The sequence below is a fragment of the Sinorhizobium sp. BJ1 genome, from assembly GCF_002531555.1.
GTDB lineage: Bacteria > Pseudomonadota > Alphaproteobacteria > Rhizobiales > Rhizobiaceae > Sinorhizobium > Sinorhizobium fredii_B.
The window spans coordinates 231,373-252,816 of sequence record NZ_NWTH01000003.1 but is presented as its reverse complement, the minus strand read 5'-3'; the positions used below and the strand labels follow the sequence as shown (position 1 = coordinate 252,816).

Annotated in this window: 22 protein-coding genes, 1 tRNA gene and 3 pseudogenes; 13 read left to right on the top strand and 13 right to left on the bottom strand. The window is 61.5% G+C overall.

Annotated elements, in window-relative coordinates; all coding sequences use genetic code 11:
• Positions 1 to 3: 3 nt before the first annotated feature.
• Positions 4 to 1,491 carry a glycosyltransferase family 39 protein gene (locus CO676_RS04565; protein ID WP_097519769.1) on the bottom strand — a complete coding sequence of 496 codons (1,488 nt, stop codon included), beginning with the start codon at positions 1,489 to 1,491 and terminating at the stop codon, positions 4 to 6.
• A complete protein-coding gene (locus CO676_RS04560; RefSeq protein WP_080605516.1) occupies positions 1,484 to 2,503 on the bottom strand; it encodes a glycosyltransferase family 2 protein in 1,020 nt (339 codons plus the stop codon). The genes CO676_RS04565 and CO676_RS04560 overlap by 8 nt, the downstream gene beginning before the upstream one ends.
• Positions 2,504 to 2,599: 96 nt before the next feature.
• Here CO676_RS04560 and CO676_RS04555 point away from each other — a divergent pair, with 96 nt between their 5' ends.
• Positions 2,600 to 3,556, top strand: a complete 957-nt coding sequence (locus CO676_RS04555) for a lysylphosphatidylglycerol synthase domain-containing protein (RefSeq protein WP_097519768.1) — start codon at positions 2,600 to 2,602, stop codon at positions 3,554 to 3,556.
• A 6-nt stretch (positions 3,557 to 3,562) separates the two neighbouring features.
• Here the strand turns inward: CO676_RS04555 and CO676_RS04550 are convergent, their stop codons facing one another.
• The 4 genes and pseudogenes from CO676_RS04550 to CO676_RS04535 all read right to left on the bottom strand — a co-directional run bounded on the left by CO676_RS04550 (position 3,563) and on the right by CO676_RS04535 (position 5,931).
• Complete coding sequence (locus CO676_RS04550) at positions 3,563 to 5,065, bottom strand: AMP nucleosidase (protein WP_097519767.1); 1,503 nt, start codon at positions 5,063 to 5,065, stop codon at positions 3,563 to 3,565.
• A 63-nt stretch (positions 5,066 to 5,128) separates the two neighbouring features.
• Positions 5,129 to 5,449 (bottom strand): annotated as a pseudogene (locus tag CO676_RS04545) (YnfA family protein).
• A 124-nt stretch (positions 5,450 to 5,573) separates the two neighbouring features.
• A complete protein-coding gene (locus tag CO676_RS04540; protein ID WP_097519766.1) occupies positions 5,574 to 5,747 on the bottom strand; it encodes a hypothetical protein in 174 nt (57 codons plus the stop codon).
• Positions 5,748 to 5,757: 10 nt separating this feature from the next.
• Positions 5,758 to 5,931, bottom strand: coding sequence for a hypothetical protein (locus CO676_RS04535; protein ID WP_012707384.1), 174 nt, complete (start codon positions 5,929 to 5,931; stop codon positions 5,758 to 5,760).
• 176 nt (positions 5,932 to 6,107) lie between these two features.
• Here CO676_RS04535 and CO676_RS04530 point away from each other — a divergent pair, with 176 nt between their 5' ends.
• Complete coding sequence (locus CO676_RS04530) at positions 6,108 to 6,809, top strand: glutathione S-transferase N-terminal domain-containing protein (RefSeq protein WP_014761559.1); 702 nt, start codon at positions 6,108 to 6,110, stop codon at positions 6,807 to 6,809.
• A gap of 52 nt (positions 6,810 to 6,861) precedes the next feature.
• Here CO676_RS04530 and CO676_RS04525 read toward each other — a convergent pair whose 3' ends face one another.
• Positions 6,862 to 7,203, bottom strand: coding sequence for a DUF2147 domain-containing protein (locus CO676_RS04525; RefSeq protein ID WP_097519765.1), 342 nt, complete (start codon positions 7,201 to 7,203; stop codon positions 6,862 to 6,864).
• Between the two features lie 577 nt (positions 7,204 to 7,780).
• Between CO676_RS04525 and CO676_RS04520 the strand changes: the two genes are divergently transcribed.
• Positions 7,781 to 8,047 carry a sel1 repeat family protein gene (locus tag CO676_RS04520; protein WP_014761561.1) on the top strand — a complete coding sequence of 89 codons (267 nt, stop codon included), beginning with the start codon at positions 7,781 to 7,783 and terminating at the stop codon, positions 8,045 to 8,047.
• 27 nt (positions 8,048 to 8,074) lie between these two features.
• On the opposite strand, the gene CO676_RS04515 is transcribed toward CO676_RS04520, so the two are convergent.
• The 3 genes from CO676_RS04515 to CO676_RS04505 form a co-directional block, all read right to left on the bottom strand.
• Positions 8,075 to 9,196 carry a pyridoxal phosphate-dependent aminotransferase gene (locus tag CO676_RS04515; protein ID WP_097519764.1) on the bottom strand — a complete coding sequence of 374 codons (1,122 nt, stop codon included), beginning with the start codon at positions 9,194 to 9,196 and terminating at the stop codon, positions 8,075 to 8,077.
• A gap of 84 nt (positions 9,197 to 9,280) precedes the next feature.
• Entirely contained in the window at positions 9,281 to 9,712 is a 432-nt protein-coding gene (locus tag CO676_RS04510; protein ID WP_245424252.1) for a PilZ domain-containing protein, read from the bottom strand.
• A gap of 175 nt (positions 9,713 to 9,887) precedes the next feature.
• Positions 9,888 to 10,295 (bottom strand): hypothetical protein, encoded by a 408-nt coding sequence (locus tag CO676_RS04505; protein WP_223843391.1) that lies wholly within the window; start codon positions 10,293 to 10,295, stop codon positions 9,888 to 9,890.
• Here CO676_RS04505 and CO676_RS34415 point away from each other — a divergent pair.
• The 7 genes and pseudogenes from CO676_RS34415 (at position 10,282) to CO676_RS04470 (ending at position 15,069) form a co-directional block, all read left to right on the top strand.
• Positions 10,282 to 10,461 (top strand): hypothetical protein, encoded by a 180-nt coding sequence (locus CO676_RS34415; RefSeq protein ID WP_144340115.1) that lies wholly within the window; start codon positions 10,282 to 10,284, stop codon positions 10,459 to 10,461. The two genes, CO676_RS04505 and CO676_RS34415, sit on opposite strands and share 14 nt — an antisense overlap.
• Positions 10,462 to 10,629: 168 nt before the next feature.
• Complete coding sequence (locus CO676_RS04500; RefSeq protein ID WP_223843392.1) at positions 10,630 to 11,382, top strand: TylF/MycF/NovP-related O-methyltransferase; 753 nt, start codon at positions 10,630 to 10,632, stop codon at positions 11,380 to 11,382.
• 813 nt (positions 11,383 to 12,195) lie between these two features.
• Positions 12,196 to 12,279: pseudogene (locus CO676_RS35925) on the top strand (secretion activator protein); the annotation flags it as partial.
• A gap of 64 nt (positions 12,280 to 12,343) precedes the next feature.
• Positions 12,344 to 12,754, top strand: a complete 411-nt coding sequence (locus tag CO676_RS35920) for a hypothetical protein (RefSeq protein ID WP_245424264.1) — start codon at positions 12,344 to 12,346, stop codon at positions 12,752 to 12,754.
• A pseudogene (locus CO676_RS35915) lies at positions 12,721 to 13,111 on the top strand (hypothetical protein). Before CO676_RS35920 ends, CO676_RS35915 begins: the two are co-directional and overlap by 34 nt.
• A gap of 171 nt (positions 13,112 to 13,282) precedes the next feature.
• A tRNA-Ser gene (locus tag CO676_RS04475) sits at positions 13,283 to 13,372 on the top strand.
• 635 nt (positions 13,373 to 14,007) lie between these two features.
• Complete coding sequence (locus CO676_RS04470; protein WP_014761569.1) at positions 14,008 to 15,069, top strand: porin; 1,062 nt, start codon at positions 14,008 to 14,010, stop codon at positions 15,067 to 15,069.
• A 149-nt stretch (positions 15,070 to 15,218) separates the two neighbouring features.
• On the opposite strand, the gene CO676_RS04465 is transcribed toward CO676_RS04470, so the two are convergent.
• A complete protein-coding gene (locus CO676_RS04465) occupies positions 15,219 to 16,118 on the bottom strand; it encodes an alpha/beta hydrolase (protein WP_097519762.1) in 900 nt (299 codons plus the stop codon).
• Positions 16,119 to 16,173: 55 nt separating this feature from the next.
• Positions 16,174 to 18,240: a lytic transglycosylase domain-containing protein gene (locus tag CO676_RS04460; protein ID WP_097519761.1), complete on the bottom strand. Its 2,067-nt coding sequence runs from the start codon at positions 18,238 to 18,240 to the stop codon at positions 16,174 to 16,176.
• Positions 18,241 to 18,530: 290 nt separating this feature from the next.
• Between CO676_RS04460 and dapA the strand changes: the two genes are divergently transcribed.
• Positions 18,531 to 19,415, top strand: coding sequence for a 4-hydroxy-tetrahydrodipicolinate synthase (gene dapA / locus CO676_RS04455; protein ID WP_014761572.1), 885 nt, complete (start codon positions 18,531 to 18,533; stop codon positions 19,413 to 19,415).
• Positions 19,415 to 19,894 carry an SsrA-binding protein SmpB gene (gene smpB / locus CO676_RS04450; RefSeq protein WP_014761573.1) on the top strand — a complete coding sequence of 160 codons (480 nt, stop codon included), beginning with the start codon at positions 19,415 to 19,417 and terminating at the stop codon, positions 19,892 to 19,894. The genes dapA and smpB overlap by 1 nt, the downstream gene beginning before the upstream one ends.
• Before the next feature lie 103 nt (positions 19,895 to 19,997).
• Here smpB and CO676_RS04445 read toward each other — a convergent pair whose 3' ends face one another.
• Entirely contained in the window at positions 19,998 to 20,576 is a 579-nt protein-coding gene (locus tag CO676_RS04445) for an NYN domain-containing protein (RefSeq protein WP_014761574.1), read from the bottom strand.
• A gap of 463 nt (positions 20,577 to 21,039) precedes the next feature.
• On the opposite strand from CO676_RS04445, the gene rpoZ reads away from it, so the two are divergent.
• Positions 21,040 to 21,444, top strand: a complete 405-nt coding sequence (gene rpoZ, locus CO676_RS04440) for a DNA-directed RNA polymerase subunit omega (RefSeq protein WP_014761575.1) — start codon at positions 21,040 to 21,042, stop codon at positions 21,442 to 21,444.

Here is a 21,444-nt window from a genome sequence, read left to right as displayed (position 1 = left end):
CGGTTATTCGCCCACCCAGATATAGTTGAACCCGTAGCGATCCGGTCCGGACGCGTAGACGTAAGGCACTTCGAGTCTGCGCGGCGTTGCTGCGGACCCCGGGACGCCGGATGACTGAAGTGCCTCCTTCAGATTGGCAGGGAGCAGCGGCGATGGGTTTGCCTCATCGCGCCAGACCACCAGCAGCGGCCGCTTCGCGGCGTTGGCCAAAGGCACGTCCGAAAGATGAGGGATTACCACCGTAGCATCGGCAAGCCGCGTGCGGATGTTGCCGGCTACCTGCCGGTCATTGGTGAGCACCAGCGCAGGAGGTCGGCCTTCTGCCTCGACGACGGCTTCGACAAAGGCGGCATAGGGGATGTTCAATTTCGAGTAGTCACCGAACCATGGACGGACCACGGCCCGGGCCGACACGATGACGAGGGCTCCGAGGACAATGCAGGCAACCAGCGGCACGAAGCGCCGGAAGCCCGGCGCCGGATCGATCGCCGCCGCCTCGATCTTCAGACAGAGATAAAGCGGCAGCAGCACCAGAAAAAGAACCAGCCATTTTTCGCGGACATGGGTCGCAGCGACGCCGAGAACGACAAGCAAGACGCCCAAAAGGCAAATCGCGATCATCCGCCCGATGATGCGGGTCCATTGGCTTTCAGCCTGCCAGATCGTCCGGATTTTGCCGCGGAAGACGAGGCCGAATACAAGCAGGGTGACGAGACTGCCGCCAATGATTGCCGAGGCGAGGGCGAAGACGCCGTGAAGCGCCTGCATGAGGCGCCCCTCTGCAGCACGCTCCTTCATCTCGTTCAACGTGCCTGACGAAGCAGCGTCGAGATTTTGAAGCACCCACAATCCGTGCGGCAGGGCAACGACGCCGGCGACGCCGATCGCCGCCAGGATTCGCCAATCGAAGATGCGCTTGCGCAGTTCCGGTTCGGGCAGCACCGCAACGATCGCGGCGATCGGCACGAGGACAAAGTTATACTTGGAAATCACACCGATGCCGACCGCAGCGCCGGCCAAGAAATAGGAGAAAAGGCTCGGCCGCGTGAGTGTCCGCAGAAAACCGTAGAGGAACAGCGAAACGGCGAAGAGGGCGGCAACCGTATGGGAGAGATCCCGCTGGGCGAGCAGGAAAACCGGTGGCAGGCTCAAGACGCCAAGCATCGCGATCGCCGACAGGCGTCGATCTTTGAGAACAAGCTGCGCCGCGAGGCCGTAGAAAAGACAGCACAGAAACAGGAGCCCGTTCTTGAGAATGGTCATCGTCGCGAGCGACGTGCCGATCAACTGCGCCAGACCGTATTGCAGCCAATTGTAGAAGGGCGGTTGCGGCCCGTATCCGAGCTGCAGGAATTGCGACAGGAAAGCCTGTTCCGCCTCGTCGATCTCGAGCGAAGGCGAAGCGGCAAGGCGCAGCATGATGCACAGCAGGAAGTAGCCGGCCAGCACGCTGAACACCAGGTTCGGCCGCCGATCGACGATGTCACGCATGCGGCTGGTCCTGCCCGAAGACCTGGCGGACGATATAGCTCGCCGTATCGTCGTCGCGGAAATAGGCGCGCGCCATCATTTCCGCGAGAATGCCGGTGGTGATGAGCTGGACCGAGGACAGGAACAGCATGACGCCGACGATCAGCAGCGGTCGGGTGCCGATATCGTTGCCGAAGAGGAACTTGTCGATCCCGAGATAGAGCAGGATGAAGGCGCTCAAACTGCCGGTCGCAAGCCCGATCGAGCCGAAGAAGTGGCCGGGACGCGCCTTGTAGCGCATGAAAAACAGGACCGCGAGCAGGTCGAGGATGACGCGGAAGGTGCGCGAGATTCCGTATTTCGATGCGCCGAAGTGCCGAGCGTGATGCGTCACGGGCATTTCACCGATTCGGCTGCTCGGCACGACGCCGGCAACCCAGGCCGGAATGAAGCGGTGCATCTCTCCCATCAGCTTGACCTGCTTGATGATCGCGCTGCGATAGACCTTGAGGCTGCAGCCGTAATCGTGAAGCTTCACGCCGGTGATCTTGCCGATCAGGAAGTTGGCGCACCAGGACGGGATCTTTCTGAGCACGAGGCCATCCCGGCGGTTTTGCCGCCACCCGACCAGCAGGTCGAGCTCGCGCTCCTCGATGGCGGCGACCATTTGAGGGATGTCCTTGGGGTCGTTCTGCAGGTCACCGTCGAGCGTGGCGATCAGCCGGCCGGCGGCGGCATCGATCCCGGCCTGCATGGCGGCGGTCTGGCCGAAGTTCTTCTGCAGCTCGATGATCTTCAGTTGCAGGCTCGGGCGCGAAAGCTCCTTGCGGGCGTTCGGCAGGGTCCGGTCGGTGCTGCCGTCGTCGACCAGGATCAACTCCCAGGATCGGTCGAAACCGGCCATAGCCTCTTGAATGCGGGTGATGAGCGGCGCGACACTGTCCTCCTCATTGAACACCGGCACCACTATGGACAGCTCAATCGCCTCCATGGCGCCCGTCGTTGCGGTCAGAGGTTGTTCTATGTGAGTCAAGGCAGTCTCTCCGGTGTGCCGTCGCAGGTTTTCTTGCACAGTTAACGGTGATAACCAACGCTCATTGCGTGGCTCTGTACAGGAAATCGGCATCTCATGAATTCGGACTGGCAGTTGGGCCGGCGCGCGTGGCTCGCGCGCAACCGCATGGCACTGATTTCCGGGGCGGCGATAGCGGCTTATGCCGTTTTCGTCGAGTGGGTCTGGGGATGGTCGGTCCTGCTGCAGCAATGGGCCAACATCGGATTCTCGTCGGTGCTTGCCGCGCTTGGCCTTCTCATCGCGACCTACTTCGTCCGCTGCTACCGCATCTACGACTACTTTCCGGAGCAGACCGCGGGCAAATTCCTGGCGCTCTTTCGTGTGACGCAGGTCCACAATCTTCTCAACATCATGCTGCCCTTCAGGGCCGGCGAGACGAGCTTTCCGCTGCTCATGCGTGCCGAATTCGGCGTTCCGCTGCTTCGCGGAACATCGGCGCTGCTCGTCATGCGTCTCTTGGACCTGCATGCGCTGCTCACCGTAGCGGCGATAGGCCTGGTCATCGGCCGCAGCAATCAGATGGTCGCGTGGCTGCTTTGGACGACGGCCTTTTTCTCGCCGCTTGCTTTCTTCCTGCTCAAGGCCAGGATTCTTCGCCTGGTGCGCCGCGTGGCTCCGGCGCCGCTCGTGCCCCATGTCGACGAGATAGAGGCGGGTTTGCCGGAGCATGTTCCGGCGTTCCTGCGCGCCTCTGCGATGACGATGCTGAACTGGGGGGTCAAGGTCGCGGTGCTCGCCTGGGTGCTGGCGATCATGGGCGTCGCGCCGCTTGCCGCCGCCTTCGGCGGTGCACTTGGAGGCGAGCTCTCGTCCGTTCTCCCCGTTCACGCGCCGGCCGGCGTCGGCACCTATGCGGCTGCGATCGTTGCCGGGGCGGTCGCCTTCGGCGCGTCCGGTGGAAAGGCGGCGCTGGAGATCCTCGGGCGCGCCAGCGTCAACGCCCATCTCATCATCATCGCCTCGGCCGTCGCCGGCACGTTACTATCGCTCGTGCTGCGGCCCAAGGCTTGATGCGTCCTACTGGAACGACGTTTCGTAGAAGCTTCTGAGCTTGCGCGAATGCAGTTTCTCCGGCGGCATGGCGGCGAGCTTCTGCAGCGCCAGGATGCCGATCTTCAGGTGCTGGCTGACCTGCGTGCGGTAGAAGGCCGTCGCCATGCCGGGCAGCTTCAATTCGCCGTGCAGCGGCTTGTCGGAGACGCAGAGCAGCGTTCCATAGGGCACCCGGAAGCGGAAGCCGTTGGCGGCGATCGTCGCCGATTCCATGTCGAGCGCGATGGCGCGGGCCTGCGAGAGGCGCTTGACCGGGCCGCGCTGGTCGCGCAGTTCCCAGTTGCGGTTGTCGATCGTCGCGACCGTGCCGGTGCGCATGATCCGCTTGAGATCGTAACCCTGATAACCGGTCACTTCCGCCACCGCATCCTGCAGGGCGACCTGCACTTCCGCCAATGCGGGCAGGGGAATCCACACCGGCAGGTCGTCGTCGAGCACGTGATCCTCGCGCATATAGGCATGCGCCAGGACATAATCGCCGAGCCGCTGGCTGTTGCGAAGCCCGGCACAGTGGCCGAGCATCAGCCAGACATGCGGCCTCAGGACGGCGATGTGGTCGGTGATCGTCTTGGCGTTCGAGGGCCCGACACCGATATTGACCAGGGTGATGCCGCCGTGGCCCTTCTTCTTCAGGTGATAGGCCGGCATCTGCGGCAGGCGGGCAAGCGTATAGTCGGCCTCGGGCCTGTCGGCGCCCGCGGGCGTCACGATGTTGCCTGGCTCCACGAAGGCGGTGTAGCCGTTGCCGCCTTCCGCCATCTGCTGGCGTGCCCAGGCGCAGAACTCGTCGACATAGAACTGGTAGTTCGTGAAGAGCACGAAGTTCTGGAAGTGCGTGGCGCTGGTCGCCGTATAGTGGCTGAGGCGGGCGAGCGAATAATCGATGCGCTGCGCCGTGAAAGGTGCGAGCGGCGAGGGCTCGCCCGGCCCAGGCTCATAGGAGCCGTTGGCGATCTCGTCATCCGTCGTCGTCAGGTCCGGCGCATCGAAGAGGTCGCGCAGCGGGATGTCGATGGTATCGGCTGCCGACGCCTCGACATGGGCGCTCTCGCCGAACGCGAAGTGCAGAGGGATCGGTGTCGACGATTCCGAGACGGTGACGCCGCCGCCGTGATTGCGCATCAGATGGCCGAACTGCTCCTTCAGATAGTGACGGAAAAGCCGCGGCCGCGTGATCGTCGTCGTATAGACGCCGGGCGCGCTGACATAACCGAAGGAGAGCCGGGAATCCACATGTCCAAAGCTGCTCGTCTCGATGCTCACCTGCGGGTAGCAGGCGCGGAAACGCGTGACCGGCCGACCGTTCTTGCCCAGCCCCTCGAAAGCCTCGCAGAGGAACCGGGTATTGCGTTCGTAGAGAGCCTGCAAGCAATCGACGGCCGCGGCCGGATCGTCGAAGGTTTGCGGCTCGAAGGCTTCAGGGGTGGCGACGGAAAGGATAGAGTTTGCAGAGATTCGTGTGTCCATGGCGTATTATAGGCTGCGGCATCTGACAAGCAAACGACAAGATACGCGTTTGAATAGTGCCGTCTAACGTGGCCCGACGAGAATGATCGTCGTGCCGACAAGCGCCACGGCCATACCGGTCCAGGTTCCAGCGGTCGGGCCGCACGCCCTCGGCAAGCCAGAGCCAAACGAGCGAAGCTGCAATATAGACCCCTCCATAAGCGGCGTAGGCGCGTCCGGCCGCCGGCACGGCTATCATCGTCAAGAACCAGGCAAAGAGCGCCAGCGACCCCATCCCCGGAAGGAGCCACCAAAAGGACTTGCCGAGGCGGAGCAGGCCCAGAAGGCAAAGCATCCGGCGATTTCGGCGACCGCGGCGAGTGAATAGAGGGCGAATGCTGGCATCTGGCGACCTTTCAACCGCGAAGGGATCGAAAAGTCAGAGCATGCGCAAGAGGGAATTTCGTTTCCTGCGGTGCCACTGTGGGAGTGAGGCAGGTTTTCAGCTTCGGCCCACCCGGGTCGAGGATCAGCTCATCGCCTGGCGTTGCAGCGTGACGAAGAGAACGAGGCCGGCGCCATGCTTTCCGATGCCGGCGCCGGTGGCCTTGTTGTAAGCGACCGCTCCGATCGGCGCCATCAGCACGCCCGTGAGGACCAGGAGCCGGAGCGAGAGGATGGCGGAAGAGACGAGGGCGGCCATTTGTGTTCCTCTACAGCTTGGCTTGGCAATATTGCGCCGTGTGGGCGGTGCAGTCGGTCAGCGAGCCGATATAGGTGTTTTGGCGGCGACGCTCCGTATCGGCGCCGACTGCGGCGGCGAGCGACATCGCGAATACGACCATCAGAAGGCTGATGATGGTGAGGCGGCGAGCGAGAATATCCATTGTTCTGTCCGTGGGCTGGAGCGCGTTCAAATCGATTGAGCGTCTTTTCGCACAACCAAACTGAATTCTTGCTGAGATGCTCGTTCATCTGCCGTTCATCTTGGGCGCCGTGCTCTTGCCGGCGCCGGCGTGCGTTCCTACGTGTGTGTGCCCCGCAACCTTAGGAGACACCGCCTATGACCGCTCCCATCGAGCTCTATTACTGGCCGACACCGAACGGCTGGAAGATCACCATCATGCTGGAGGAGCTCGGCGTTCCCTATGCGGTCAAATACATCAATATCGGCCGCGGCGACCAATTCGCGCCGGATTTCCTGAGGATATCGCCAAACAACCGCATGCCGGCCATCATCGATCCGGACGGTCCGGGCGGCGAGCCGATATCGATCTTCGAATCCGGCGCGATCCTGCAATATCTCGGCCGCAAATACGGGAAGTTCTACCCGGCCGACGAGCGCGCCCGCGTCGAGGTCGAGCAATGGCTCTACTGGCAGGTTGGCGGTCTGGGCCCGATGGCGGGGCAGGCCCATCATTTCCGGCTCTATGCGCCGGAGGAGATCCGATACGGCATCGACCGTTACACCAATGAAGTGAACCGTCTCTATGGCGTCATGAACAAGCGGCTCATCGATCGGCCGTTCCTTGCCGGTGAATATTCGATCGCCGACATGGCCGCCATCGGTTGGGTGATCCCGCACGAGAACCAGGGCCAGGATCTCAATGATTTCCCGAACCTGAAGCGCTGGTTCGACACGATGCTCGCCCGACCGGCTGTCCAGACGGCGATCGAGGTGGGCAAGGAAGAGCGAGCCCGTCAGAAGAGCCTTGCCGAGGACGAGGAAGCGCAGAAAATCCTGTTCGGGCAGCGCGCCCGCTGAAACGACGGCGGGGGCGGCCACGGCAGACCGCCCTCGCTTGATTCTGAAAGAACTAAAGCCGCGTCCAGGTCTGGGACTTGCACAGCACTTTAAGCACGCAGCCTTTCATCTTCAGCGAATTGCCGTCGACCGAACCCGAACCGCTATAGGTCTTGTCGTTTTCCGGGTCGGTGATCTCGCCGCTGTAGCTGCCACCGGTTCCGGCAAGGTTGCCGATGCGTTTGCCGGCGTGCTTGCCCGTCTTCAGCGTCACGCAGAAGGCGCCACCGCATGGGGCGATTTCCGCCGTGGCTCCGCTCGCTGTCTTCCAGTTGCCGAGAATTGGTTCGGCGGCTTGAGCCGCTCCCACCACTCCGAAGGCGAGCGCCGCGCTGACGAGCAAAGTTCGAATCATTCAAAGTCCTCCTTTGGAGGCGGTCGGCTGCCAGCCGCCGCGATCTGGATACCTCGCACCGGCGGCCTCCTCGCCGCCTGAGCGCTGCACGATAACTTACGCGTACGTAAAGGTAAATACGTGCCAGCAGCGCGAAAATAGCCGCGGCTGAACGCTGGTTATGCGTCGCGGAAGGCGCCAGCGGTCGAGCGGCAGATTTGTTCTTGGTTAGCGATCGGTTGAAATCCGAGATTGAATTTTTCGTAAATTTTGAACCGGTTTGTCGGTCCCCCAGGCGCTCCGATGCTTAACAAAAACCCAAGTTTACCAAGTGTTTGAACTTTGTTTGCGGCAAATTAATCATGCATTTTAAGCGCGTATTGAAGGCCCCGGGGCATACTCGAACCATAAGACGAGCGGAGACAACGCCCCGCCAAATCAGACCGGAGCCGACGCCGCAGAAGACGGCGCGTTACCGGAAAGCCCGCCAAGAGGCAAGACTGAAACAGGGACAATAAACAAGCAACTGAAGCCGGGCGCGCCCCGAAGGGGCGTGCCGCTTCGGCTGAACCAACAAAGAACGACAGGGACAAGACAAATGGCACGCTTTCACTTCGAGATCACGTCGGATGCGGCATTGGGCGGCGAAAACCGGGCCGACGCTCTTTGCGAAATGGGCCTCGCCTATGCGACCGGTCGCGGCCGACCGGTCGACCTGGTGGCCGCCCATAAGTGGCTGAACATCGCCGCCATCAAAGGCTCGGACCGCGCAGCCGACCTTCGCGCCGACCTTGCGGCGACGATGAGCAAGACCGACCTTGCCGCGGCCCTGCGCGCGGCACGCGAATGGATGACCGTGCATTGATCCCATACGAGGCGCGCGGCAGTCGCTCTAAGTCTCGGCCAGGCTCTTGAGCACTGCGGGCAGGGCGGACTCGAGCAATTCCATCTCGGCGTCAGGCCCCGTGCTGATGCGGATGCAGCGATTGAGCGGCGCGACGCCCGGCATACGGATGAAGATGCCGTGATCGTTCATCAGCCGGTCGACGATCGCCCGGGCGTAGGCCGCATCCCGTCCGCAGTCGACAGCGACGAAATTCGTCGCCGAGGGTAGCGGCAGAAGCCCGGCATGACGCGCAATGCGCGCGATCCGGTCGCGCGACGCCGCGATCCGCTGCGTCACTTCCTTCAGATATTGCTGGTCGGAAAGCGCGGTGATCGCCGCAGCGACACCGACACGATTCATGCCGAAATGATTGCGGATCTTGTCGAAGGCCTGTGCGGTACCCGGCGTCGTCAGCGCATAGCCGACGCGCGCGCCGGCGAGACCATAGGCCTTGGAGAAGGTGCGGGTTCGGATGACGTTCGGCCGGTCGATCAGGCTATCGATCGGCGGCAGAGTCTCGGGCGGAGCCGTTTCACAATAGGCTTCGTCGAGGATGAGCAGTGTCGTTTCCGGCAGGGCGGCCGCGAACTCGATGACGCGTTCGGCCGGCCACCAGCTCCCCATCGGATTGTCGGGATTGGCAAAATAGACGAGCGGCGCCGCCTCGCGCTTCACGGCCGCAAGCAGGCCATCGAGGTCTTCGCGGTCATCGACGTAAGGTACGGTGACGAGCCGGCCGCCATGGCCTGCGACGTGGTAATTGAAAGTCGGATAGCCTCCGAATGAAGTGACCACCGGCATGCCCTGCTCGATGACGAGGCGGACGATCTGCCCGAGCAGACCGTCGATTCCCTCTCCGACGGCAATATTGGCCGGCGATGTACCGAGATGCGCCGCGAGCGCATGCCTCAAGTCGTAATTTTCGGGATCGGCATATTTCCAGGTTTCGCTGGCGGCTCGCTCAATGGCGCGCAATACCGAATCGGCCGGGCCGAATCCGCTCTCGTTGGCGCCGATGCGGGCCGCGATCCCGCGGCCGCGCTGCCGCTCGATCGCTTCCGGACCGACGAACGGAATCGTGGCCGGCAGGGATTGGACAAGCGGCGTGAAACGAGAGAATGCAGACATCTGGATAACCTGAGCTCCGTTCGAAAAGCGCCGCGGAAGTTATCGCATCGCGACGCCGAGCGGAATGCGCAAAAGTGACTGCGGTCAGCTTCTGCCCGGCAATGCGACAGTCTGCCTCGCAGGTGCGGGGCGATAGGCGCTGGGCCTAGGTTTGGCGTTGCCGGACTGACCCGTGAAAAATTCGTGGCGTACGATTTGGTGAAGGAAAGTCTCGTCGATGGCCTTGATGAATTGCACGCCGATTCGGTTGTCCCGCCGGTGGACCTCGGCGCAGCCAATCCGGAAATTCGTTCCGATGATGTGGAGATAGTAATGCGAAGACAGGCCGATTGTCGTGCTTACGGAGAAACTCGCTCCACCGCGCGAGATATCGATCATCTTGCAAGCGTGGATCGACACGCCGCCGAGGGCCGGCCGCACCGACATCAGCGTTGCGGCATGCCCGATCGCGAAGCGGTCGTAGCGCCGCTCGTAGAGCGGAGATGGGACAAGCGAATACATGGTCGACTGCAGCATGCGTCGTGCTCCGGTAGCGGCGTACGCCCAAGACACGTCACGCGGTCTTACGCCCGCCGGCCCAAGGGAGTTTGCCAGACGCCGGCAAGTCATTTGCCGGCACCCGTGAGGCGCGAGACGCCTGCAAGGTCGACAGTCAGTTTCCTTCAGCAATCTTGCAATCGCTTGAAGATCTTCAATAGAAATCTAATGAACGCCATCCGGCCTTAGAGTAGGGCCTTGCCCGGCCCACAACCCGCTCGAGAACTGGACACGAATCAGCCTGCTCAGGAAATCCTGCGCCAGCAGCATGTTGAATCGCACGCCCGAGTTCGGGACCGCTGCGGTGCACTTCGGCGCAGCCGATTTCCTCCTTGAAGCCATCGACTTCCAGAAAGAAGTGCTTCGGCAGGAGGATTGCGGCGTTGAAGTCGAGCATGGCGCCGCCGATGGAAATGTGCCGCAGCAGCGCCCGATATCTGGTCGTCGCCTTCAACTGACTGCCGATGACGAGAATCCGGCAGCGACGCTCTATGTGATAATGCGGATAGGCAACGGCCGACTGGCCGGGCTTTCCTTGCGCGAGATGCATGATCATCGACATGGTAGGGTCCGGGAAATACCTGTCCTCTCCACCGGAGAAACGCACATTCAGCGGCACAGCGTGTGCCAATTTTGTGTCAAACGTTGTTCTTTTTGCCGAAAACCCGGTCGATAACTTCCCGGACGGCATCCCCTTCCACATAGGTCTCAATCAGCAGCCGGCGTGACTTCCATCCGCCGATTGGGGCGCTCGGGACATCTCTGGGCCTGACGGATGAACAAATAGACGAGATGTGGCTATCTTCGGTCGGCATCTAGATTGGAACCGCAGCTTGCTTTGGCCAGACGCCCCTTGTAATTGACCTCGATCTGGTCATCGAGGATCGACTATGGGGATGCGCGAGTTTAAGAGGCGAGTGAATTTGTTCCTGAACGGGGATAAGGCGCTGCCTGGCTTTCACTCGGACAATGTGCGGGTGGTCAAGAAGAATCTCGGCTTCTTGGATGAACCGCGGTTCAAGACGGCCTGGGAATTCGGTCGGGATGGCAACAAGCATGCGTTTGGCAAGAAGCGCGATGTTCCGGACATCCGTTGGCGAGCCCATGTTTGTTGCTGGGCGGCCAGCAACGCTCTGAACCTTGAAGGCGACTTCGTTGAGTTCGGAGTGAACGGCGGCCTCGTCTCGATGACGGTGTGCGACTATCTGGACTTTGGGAAGCAAAACCGCTCATTCTGGCTCTTCGACACCTTCGCCGGCATACCGACAGAGAGCCTGAGCGGAGAAGCGGAAGAAAAAGCCAAGCGTGCTAACGACGGGCTCTATTCCGACGTCTTCGAGATTGCCAAGCGCAACTTTTCCAAGTTCGCAAATGCCCGTCTGGTGAGGGGCAATTTGCCCGGGACGCTGGATGCGTCGCCAGTTGGGAAAATCGCCTATCTGCACGTTGATTTGAACGTCGCCAAGTATGAAAAGCAGTGCATCGAACGGGTGTGGGACCGTATCGTCCCGGGCGCCCCGATCGTCTTGGACGACTACGCATTTCAAGGGCATGAGGATCAGTATGAAATGTGGAACGAGTTCACGGCGGCTCGGGGACATATGGTTCTTACGCTCCCAACAGGCCAAGGCATGATAATCAAACACTGAGTCCGAGCTATCAAGAGCAAAGCCCCGATTACCGTGCGGGGCTTATTATTGTTCCTTGGCGGCGCTGGTCTTGCTGACCCTTTACGGACCGAGAGGGTTTCAAGGAACGTTCGGACTCTATTCATCATTGAAGCACTAGAATCGTGATCCTGACCAGAGGAGACCGAAGATGGCCGGTTTACCGTTCAAGATTCTTCTCGCGTTTGCGACCGCGCTGACTGCCGCGCCGGGCGTCAGTGTTTCTCAAGACTTCGACGTCTACATCGGCGGCGGATATGTCCCCCGGTATTATGATGAATACAGGCCGCGGCGATATTATCGCGAGGATTACCCCCGGGAAGCGTATCAGTGTACTGAGCGTCAGGCGCTTTACATATCAAGGCAGTATCTTCGAAAGCCGAGAATCGGGCGAACGACGAGACATTCAATCGAGGTTAAAGGGATCGGGCGTCGAGGAGAGCGCAATCGCGTTATCTTTGGGGCTGAGCCTGGCTGCCCGCGGATCGATTAGCGGGCAGACCGGAGTTCGAAGCGAACTTACTTGGATGCAGATGCTGACCAAGCGAGTCTTGCGATGGCCCCGTCTGCCATGGCGCAGTTGGTGAGGGCAATCTTCCCGACGGTCTGCAGGTCAACTTTCTCACGCTCGCATTCCCCGCTTAGGCGGGGTTTTTGGTGCCCATAGGGCAAGACTGCAACCCCCTACATTCAGGTGAAACATATGGCTCGGGAAACCCTTCCCGTCGCCCTCGAACTCACGTTCGGGGATGAGGGCGGCTAGGTCTGGACTATGCCGTGTTCAACAGCGGCGTCATGTCGGGGCTATCTCGGGCCGTGAAGATCCTGCAGGAGACGCTCGGTGTTCGCGAGGATGGGCACGTCGGCGAGCAGACGCTCGCGGCCGTGCGGAAGTACCCGGGCGGCATATCAACGCTGATCCGCGCCTATTGCGATGCCTACAATGCGCTTCCTGCGGTCGCTCACCAATGCCAAGACAGGTTTTCCCGTCAACGGCCGCGGCTGGACCATCCGGGTCACCGGCAAGGATCCGAAGGGCGAATGGAAAGACCAGCCTGGCGTTCTCGGCAACGCGCTGCGCTTGGCGGCCGACGCCAGCGGCCAGACCGTGGAGAAGCCCAAGACACAGCCGGAGGCCAGCGCGGTCGTCGGCACGTCGCTGATCGGCCCCGCGGCGCAACGCCAGCCGATCAAGACAAGATCGACGAGACAGTCGCGGGCCTGTGCGGCGCCCGCGCCTGGACGCAGAGCGAATGCGCCCGCCACGACGTGGCGCAGTAAACCATTTCAAACATTCGCATTGCATACGAGGGCCGGGGATTGGAAAACGGATACGAAGAAAAAACCGTCGTGAAAACTCCAACATGGAAGTTCGAATGGAATCTGAACACCCTCGTCATCCTGTTCGGTTTCGCCGGGGGCGTCTAGCCTGGGGCGCGACATGGGAGAGGGTGGGCGCCAATCAGGATGCTCATGGCCGCTCGATCGATCGTCTTGAAAACCGGGTGACGGCCGTAGAGACGACAGTGCGGCAGCTCGACAATCACGACTCAGATTGTCGGCCGTCGAGAAACAAGCGGCAGAGGCGGCAACCTCAATGAGGGCGGTGGAGACCACGCTGAACAGCCTTTCGGCAGACACGCGGGTTTTGCGGGAGATATTGCAGAGGATCGAAGCGAGCCAGCGCGACGGGGCAGCATTGCGGCGGTGAGAACGGATCGCGATTTCCTTGTGCCAATTTTGTGCTGCGCGTGCCGGCGCGTTCCCGACTCGTTCGCGTTTTCAACTGCAATGACCTGCAAGATGGCAAATTGGCCAAAATCGCCAACAGCCTCAAAATCCTCTTGATCGGCAAGGCGTTTGCCCCTATCAGGGCGCTAACGGAGAGGTGGCCGAGTGGTCGAAGGCGCTCCCCTGCTAAGGGAGTATACCGGAAACGGTATCGAGGGTTCGAATCCCTTCTTCTCCGCCATTTCCGCAAAGCCGTTCTGAAGCTGCCGACCGCCTTGGCGGTAAAGCGCATGCCCACTTCTGTCGGCGGGGGGTCGAAGCCTTTCCAAGACGAGTCGCCAAAACGACTTCGCGCACGAAGGTCCGCACGTCCTCAAGGCTCTGCGCGACGACGCAGGACAGCCGCGAATCTCCGGCCGCTGATTCTCCGGGAATCGTCCGGAAAGCCTCCGGCTCCGGCTCGTCGAGCGGCGCTCTGGCCGGACCGAGGCGTGTGCGAAGCAGGCGCCCCGCAGCCCCGTTGCCCGGTTTTGCCCCCGTTTTGGGCCCTTTTCTGCCTCTTTCTGAAACAAATGCTGCGTTGAACCCCGGTGCTAACCCCCCGTGGCTAAAGGATTTTCTTAATGGTTTGTTAATGACCTCGGGCCGTCTGGGGCGATTTTGTGTCGTTTCAGCAACAGGGATCAGGGAAGGGCAGCGCAAAGCAGTTGATCTGACAAGTTGGACATTGCGCGCCCCACCCGGTTTTGTATTTTCAACTCCGGAAGCAAGGGCGGTTGATCGTCCGACTTCTTGAACGTTGGGGATGGGGCAGGGAACGCTGTCCTTCAGCAAAGAAACCCAGACCCGTTTGAAACTTTTGACTGGAGGTCAGAAATGAACATCAAGAGCCTTCTTCTCGGCTCCGCTGCTGCTCTCGCAGCAGTATCCGGCGCTCAGGCTGCCGACGCTATCGTCGCTGCCGAGCCGGAGCCCATGGAATACGTTCGCGTCTGCGACGCCTTCGGCACGGGCTACTTCTACATCCCGGGCACGGAAACCTGCCTCAAGATCGGCGGCTTCATCCGCGTACAGGGCGACTTCGGCCGTGACGCTGCTGACAACCGTTTCAACCTTGAAAACGACAACGATGGCGATGGCTTCGCTGACGGTCAGTCCACGTCGGACTGGGATGTCTTCTCCCGCGCTTACATCTCGTTCGACGCCAAGAGCGACACCGAGTACGGCACGCTCACCGGCTTCTTCGCTGCTGAGTTCAACGCCGACAACGACAGCGACGCTGGCGATAGCCTGATCGACGTCGATGAAGCCTACATCCAGCTCGGCGGCCTCAAGGCTGGCTTCTTCTACAGCTGGTGGGATAAGGGTCTGAACGGTGAAACCGACTCGATCGGCGAGAACACCGAATTCAACTCGATCGCTTACCTCTACGACGGCGGCACCTTCCAGGCTGGTATCGCTGTTGATGAACTCGAAGGCGCTACCACGAAGGCTAATGGTGTTGGCGTTGAAGGTATCGTTTCCGCTACGCTCGGTGGCGTGAGCTTCGACCTGCTCGGCTCTTTCGACACCGAAGTTGAAGAAGGCGCGATCCGCGCTCTGCTCTCCGCAGACGTTGGTCCGGGCACCTTCCAGGCCGCTGCTATCTGGGCATCCGACCCGAACGCTTACTGGTCTGACTCCGAGTGGAGCGTTGCTGCTTCGTATGCCTTCCAGGCAACCGAGAAGTTCAAGATCACCCCCGGCGCCCAGTATTGGGGTGACCTGAACGATGGTGCTGGTGGCTTCGACTCCGGTGACGATCAGTGGCGTGTTGGTATCACCACCGATTACCAGATCACCGAAGGCCTCGCTTCGCGCTTCACGATCAACTACACGGATCCGGATAACGCTGAAGAACAGGTCAGCGGCTTCCTGCGCCTGCAGCGTGACTTCTAATCTGACCTGACCTCGGTCAGTAGGGAAAAGCCCGGCTCTTGAGCCGGGCTTTTTCTTTATGCGCTTTGTGTAGGGAAGCTGCGACGCGGAACGAGATTCCATCTTGCCGCTGGGCAAGCGCGCCAGTTCGGGGACCATTGGGATCTTGCTTAGCCTTGAATAAAGGCGGCGATCTCGTTTCGGAGGCCATTGAGGTGCAGGAGCGGCGCGTGGCCCTGGCCGGGAGCGGTGACTGCAACCAGGCCGGGGTGTCGCCGCGCCATTTCCCGGACGGAAGACTCGCTGAGCAACCGCGAATATTCGCCCCGGACAACCATCATCGGTACGCCTGCGAAAGCCTCGAATTGCGGCCACAGCGACGGCAGCACGGCTTCGCTGGTGAGGCCTTGCAGTTGCGCTGCGATCTCCGGGTCGAAATCTGCGATCGGAACTCCGCCTTCATCCCGATAGATCGCTTCGGCCATTTCTCGCCAGTCCTGTGGTCGGAGAGTGGGAAAGTCTGCTCCGTGCACGCGCTGCAGGAAGCTTGGAGCCTCCGCCCAGTTACTCGGGCTCGCCGGATCATTGAGGTAGTCCCTGATCCTCAGCAGCCCGTCGATCTCGATTACCGGACCGATGTCATTGAGCACGACACGGGCGATGAGGGCAGGGGCTGACATGATGAGGTGATGCAGGATGAGGCCGCCCCGCGACGTGCCGATGAAGGTCGCCTTGCTCATGCCGAAATGCGCGCAGGCCGCGATGACATCCCCTGCCTCGACGGCGATCGCGTAACGGCTCTTGTCGCTGTCGCGCTCCGACTGTCCCCGGCCGCGATAGTCGAGCGTGACAACGGGATAAGCACCGCCGTCGGGCGAGGCAAGGAAAGCTGCCAGACGATGAAAATCGCGGCTGTTGCGCGTCAGTCCGGGCAAGCAGACGATGGGCGTCTTCTCATCGCGCCCTATGCCATCGCTGCCGTAGCGTCTGCCATAGAGCCTGAGGCCGTCCCTTGCGTGAAAATAGTGCTCCCGAAACACCTGTTCCTCACGCACCAGATGCTCTCGCATGGCTCCACCTTCGCTTACATTGCCGGAGATTGCCCTTGCCTGCGGGGGCTGCCGCTCAGGAAGGGTTGCGGCCCATCCTCAGGTCGGCGACGATGTCCGCCTGCTGCCCAAGTCGGGATTTGTAGACCTGGTAATTCTCCATCACCCGCTGAACATAGTTGCGCGTTTCCTGAAAGGGAATGCGCTCGATCCAGTCGACCACCTCGTCGATCGGCTTGCCGCGCGGGTCGCCGTAGCGCGCCAGCCATTCCGGGACGCGGCCGGGGCCGGCATTGTAGGCGATGAATGTCAGGATGTAGGAGCCGCCAAAACTGTCGATCTGCTCGCCGAGATAATGCGAACCGAGCGTGGCGTTGTACCCGGCGTCCGTCGTCAGGCGGTCCTTGGAATAGGCAAGGCCGTAGCGGCTGGCGACGCCCTTGGCGGTCGCCGGCAGAAGCTGCAGCAGGCCGCGGGCATTGGCCGCCGAAACTGCGGCCGGATTGAAGGCGCTTTCCTGCCGGGCGATGGCGTAAGCAAGTGCCTTTCCGGCGCCGCTGATATTGGCGTCCGACGGAATGACGCCGAGTGGAAAGGCAAGCGCGGCGACATCGATGCCGCGGCCGAAGGCGATCTTGCCGATCTGCAGGGACAGCTGATGATTACCCGCCTTTTCCGCTCGTGCCGAGAGAATGGCGAGTTCACCGGGGCTGGCGAGGTCCTCGGCGAGCGCCCGGTAGAGGCTCTCCGCTCGCCAGCCGTGGCCGGCAGCTTCCAGCCGTTCAATCGCCCGAACGGCTTCGCGGCCTTCCAGCCGCGCGCGCTCCTCCGCGGTCGGCGAGGGATAGGCGACGTTGAGGATTGGGCGCCCGAGCCGCGCCGCAGCGAGCTGCCCGTAGAATGTAGCGGGATAGCGGGCCGCATTGGCAAAATATTCGTCCGAACGCCCGGGATCGCCGGCCTCGGCGGCACGTCCCAGCCAATACCAGGCCCGCGAGGCCGAAATCGGCTGGCTGGACGCCTCGAGGATCTTGCGAAAGTGGCGTGCCGCGGTCGTTGAATCTTCCAGTCCGCGGAGCGCGTACCATCCGGCGTGGAATTCGGCATCCACGATGTCGGTCGCCTCGGTTGCGGCGTGGTGGGCGGCAACCCGGTAGGCGCCGCGGAAGTCGCCCTTGTCGAGCAGGCCCCGGCTGACGATCCTTTGTTCCGTCCACCATTCGCCGGGATCGACGAGGGCATTGCTGTCCTTCGGCGCCAAAGCGAGAAGCTTTGCCGCTTCCTCGAACTTCTCCTGCTTGCGCAGGTGCTCGATGCGCACGAAGAGATGGGCAGGATTGTCGCGCCAGGATGGATCGATCGCTGCGATCAGCGCCGCCGCCTTGCCATTGCCGCGGATGACCGCAGCCCAGGCCCTGTAGAGCGATTGCGCCTTGCCCAGTTCGCTGAACCGCTGCGCCTGCTCGACGCGGCCGCGGTAAAGAAGCATCTCCATGCGGCGCCTGTGGTCGGCAGTTGTAAGCAAAGAGGAGAATTCCGAAAGAATCTTGCTTTCCATCCCTCTGTCCAGCGCCTCCTTGGACCAGAAGGCTCGGAGGTGCTGCGTGGCCGCGCCGCTTTTTCCCTCGGCGGTGAGCGCGCGTGCGAGAACGATGGCGCCGTCGGCCGTTTCGGGCCGGGTCGAGCCGAATGCGGCGATTATGTCCACCGGACGCGGATTTTCGCGGGAAAGGGCGCGTTCGGAATGGGCGCGCAGCGTCTTCAAGCCGGGCCAGCCCTGAAGCTCGCGCTGCGCTTCGGCGATTTCGTAAGAGGGGATGTCCTTCTGCCCGGAGACGGCGATCGCCCAGGTGAGGATATGCCGGTCGAGCGTTCCCGCACCCATTCGGTTGCGGATGGTGATCGCCTCGGTCGGCCTGCGATCGGACAGCGCGTCGAGCCCGGCCTTCAGATCTGCCGCGACAGGCGCGACCGCGGCCCGTATGGCTCCGGTGACCTCGTTGGCCACCACGCGCCCCGATTTGCTGGTAGCGCCGGGCTTGCCCGTCGGTACGGGCATGCGGGTCTCGGCTGCGAGGGCGGAGGACGCCAGCATCGCGGCACCGAGAATGGCGGCGACAGGCAGAAAGAGTGGTCCGCGCATCAAGCCCCGTGCTTCCCCGTTTCTCTCAACTTCATTAGCTGCCGGATTCTCTAACGAAAAGTTAGCGGGCATCCGCCATCGACGCAATCGCCGGCAAAAGCCCGCCATCGTGCATCCCTGCCGTTTGCGACGCGCATCGAGCGGTCCAATTGCAAGAAATCTGGCAGGAAATGCGCCTCTCCGACGCTTGCCGCGGCCATGTCACATGATTATGGTGCGGCAGTTTCTAACCGTCGATTGCGGCCAAAGCGTGGGCGTGTGTTTGCCCCTTCAGCCGTCAGGAGTTGTGCATGTTCAAGGGTTCCATTCCCGCACTCGTAACCCCGTTCACGTCCACCGGCGCGGTGGATGCGGCAAGTTTCGTCGCGCATGTGGAATGGCAGATAAAAGAGGGTAGCCACGGCCTGGTGCCGGTGGGCACGACCGGTGAATCGCCGACCCTTTCGCACGACGAACACAAGCAGGTGGTGGAGCTCTGCGTCGAAGCGGCGGCGCGTCGCGTGCCGGTGATCGCCGGCGCCGGCTCGAACAACACGACTGAGGCGGTCGAACTTGCACAGCACGCAGAGAACGCTGGCGCGGATGCCATTCTGGTGGTGACGCCGTACTACAACAAGCCGACACAGAAGGGGCTCTTCGCTCACTATGCCGCGATTGCCGAAAGCGTGAAGCTGCCGATCGTCATCTACAACATTCCGGGCCGCTCGGTGGTCGACATGAGCGTCGAAACCATGGCCGCGCTGGCAAAGGCCTATCCGACGATCATCGGTGTCAAGGACGCGACCGGCAAGATCGAGCGCGTTTCCGAGCAGCGCATGGCCTGCGGCAAGAGTTTCGTCCAGCTTTCCGGTGAGGATGCGACGGCGCTCGGCTTCAACGCCCATGGCGGCGTCGGCTGCATCTCCGTGACGGCGAATGTCGCACCGCGCCTCTGCGCCGAATTCCAGGAGGCGACCCTTGCCGGCGACTACGCCAAGGCGCTGGAATATCAAGACAAGTTGATGCCGCTCCACAAGGCTATCTTCATGGAGCCTGGCCTCTGCGGAGCCAAATTTGCGCTTCATCGTCTCGGGCGAATGAGCCGTGCCGTGCGCTCGCCCCTGCTGCCGACGCTCGAGCCGGCGACCGAAGCAGCCATCGATGCAGCGCTCAGGCATGCGGGATTGATGAGCTGATGGCACCCAAGGGCAGCGAGCGGACGGTCAGGAAAGTGGTGGCGGAGAACCGCAAGGCCCGCTTCAACTACGAGATCGTCGACACCTACGAGGCCGGTCTTGTGTTGACCGGCACGGAGGTCAAGTCGTTGCGCGAGGGTAAGGCCAATATCGCGGAATCCTACGCCACCGACGAAGGCGGCGAGATCTGGCTGATCAATTCCTACCTGCCGGAATATCTTCAGGCCAATCGCTTCAACCACGAGACCCGGCGCCGCCGCAAATTGCTGTTGTCGAAGCGCGAGGTGAACCGGCTGCAGGGCGCGGTCAATCGCGAGGGCATGTCGCTCATTCCGCTCAAGATCTACTTCAACGAGCGGGGACGGGCGAAACTGGAACTGGCGCTCGGCAAGGGCAAGAAGCTGCACGACAAGCGCGAGACGTCCAAGGAGCGCGATTGGAACCGGCAGAAGAACCGCCTGCTGAAGGAGCGCGGCTGAGTCGCTGCCACGCCGCCTTCCGTCCGCGACGCGACCCAATCCGCGGCGTGCCGCTTGGGTGGAGGGCCGGGGGCAGATCGACCGGGATTCGAACGGGGTTCTATTAAAGCTCGGCGTCGTTGGAGACGGGCTCGGGCGGGCGCGGCATGCGTTCGGACGGCTCGCGGCCGATCTCGCCCCTGAGCGTTGCCAGATCGATGAAGTGGTCGGCCTGGCGGCGCAGGTCGTCGGCGATCATCGGCGGCTGCGTCGACATCGTCGAGACGACGGAAACCTTGCGTCCCTTGCGCTGCAGCGCCTCGACAAGCGTGGTGAAATCGCCGTCGCCCGAGAAGATCACCAGATGGTCGACGGTTTCGGATTGCTCCATGGCGTCGATCGCCAACTCTATATCCATGTTGCCCTTGATCTTGCGCCGTCCGAGCGAGTCCGTGAACTCCTTCGCCGGTTTGGTGACGACCTTGTAGCCGTTGTAATCCAGCCAATCGATCAATGGGCGGATCGAGGAGTATTCCTGGTCCTCGATAAGTGCGGTGTAATAGTAAGCGCGCAGCAGGTAGCCACGTTTCTGGAACGCCTTCAGCAGCTTTCTGTAATCGATGTCGAAGCCCAAGCTCTTAGAGGCGGCGTAGAGATTGGCGCCGTCGATGAAAAGAGCGATTTTTTCGCGAGGATCGAACATCGTAATTTCCTTTTCCATGCCCTGCGCATTATAGCGAACCGCCCTTGCGGAAGTGCGCAGAAAATAGGTGCATTACATTAATAATTGCTGATATTGCAAATAATGTAAGTTATGCCACGCATTAATCCAAGCGACGTACGATGCATATAGCAAGTTTTAGCAGTTGCTCCAGTTGATCCACACTTCAATTTACGATTGCTGGTGGAGATTTCCGAGGACGCCGCCTGAAATACAATCCATATCTGTAGCCGTCGGCCGGGTCGGGGAAATGTCGTATTCTAACATGGGGCTGGGAAGATGTGAGCGCCGGGCGCAGGAAAAACTTGAACTTGTGCTGTTTTGATTGTATCCGGGCGACTAATTCCAGAAATCGGAGCTGCACGTGCCGTCCTGTCGCGGCGTTCCGGTTTCGTGTCGTTAATCATGCCGCGGCAGCCGCCGCGCTCTCGCAAAGGACAAGGCCATGGCCCGCGTCACCGTCGAAGACTGCATCGACAAGGTCGAAAACCGTTTCGAACTCGTCCTGCTAGCCAGCCACCGCGCACGCCTGATCTCGCAGGGCGCCCCCATCACGATCGACCGCGACAATGACAAGAATCCGGTTGTTGCGCTGCGCGAGATCGCCGATGAGACGCTGTCGCCGGGCGATCTCAAGGAAGATCTGATCCATTCCCTGCAGAAGCATGTGGAAGTGGACGAGCCGGAGCCCGATGCGGCCGCCATCGCCCAATCGGAACCTGCCGCTTTTGCGGAGGCTGCGGAAGAGGAGGACCAGCCGGAGGCGCTAACCTTCGATCGCATGTCGGAAGAGGAACTGTTGGCCGGCATCGAAGGGCTGGTACCTCCGGAAAAGAGCGACGACTACTGA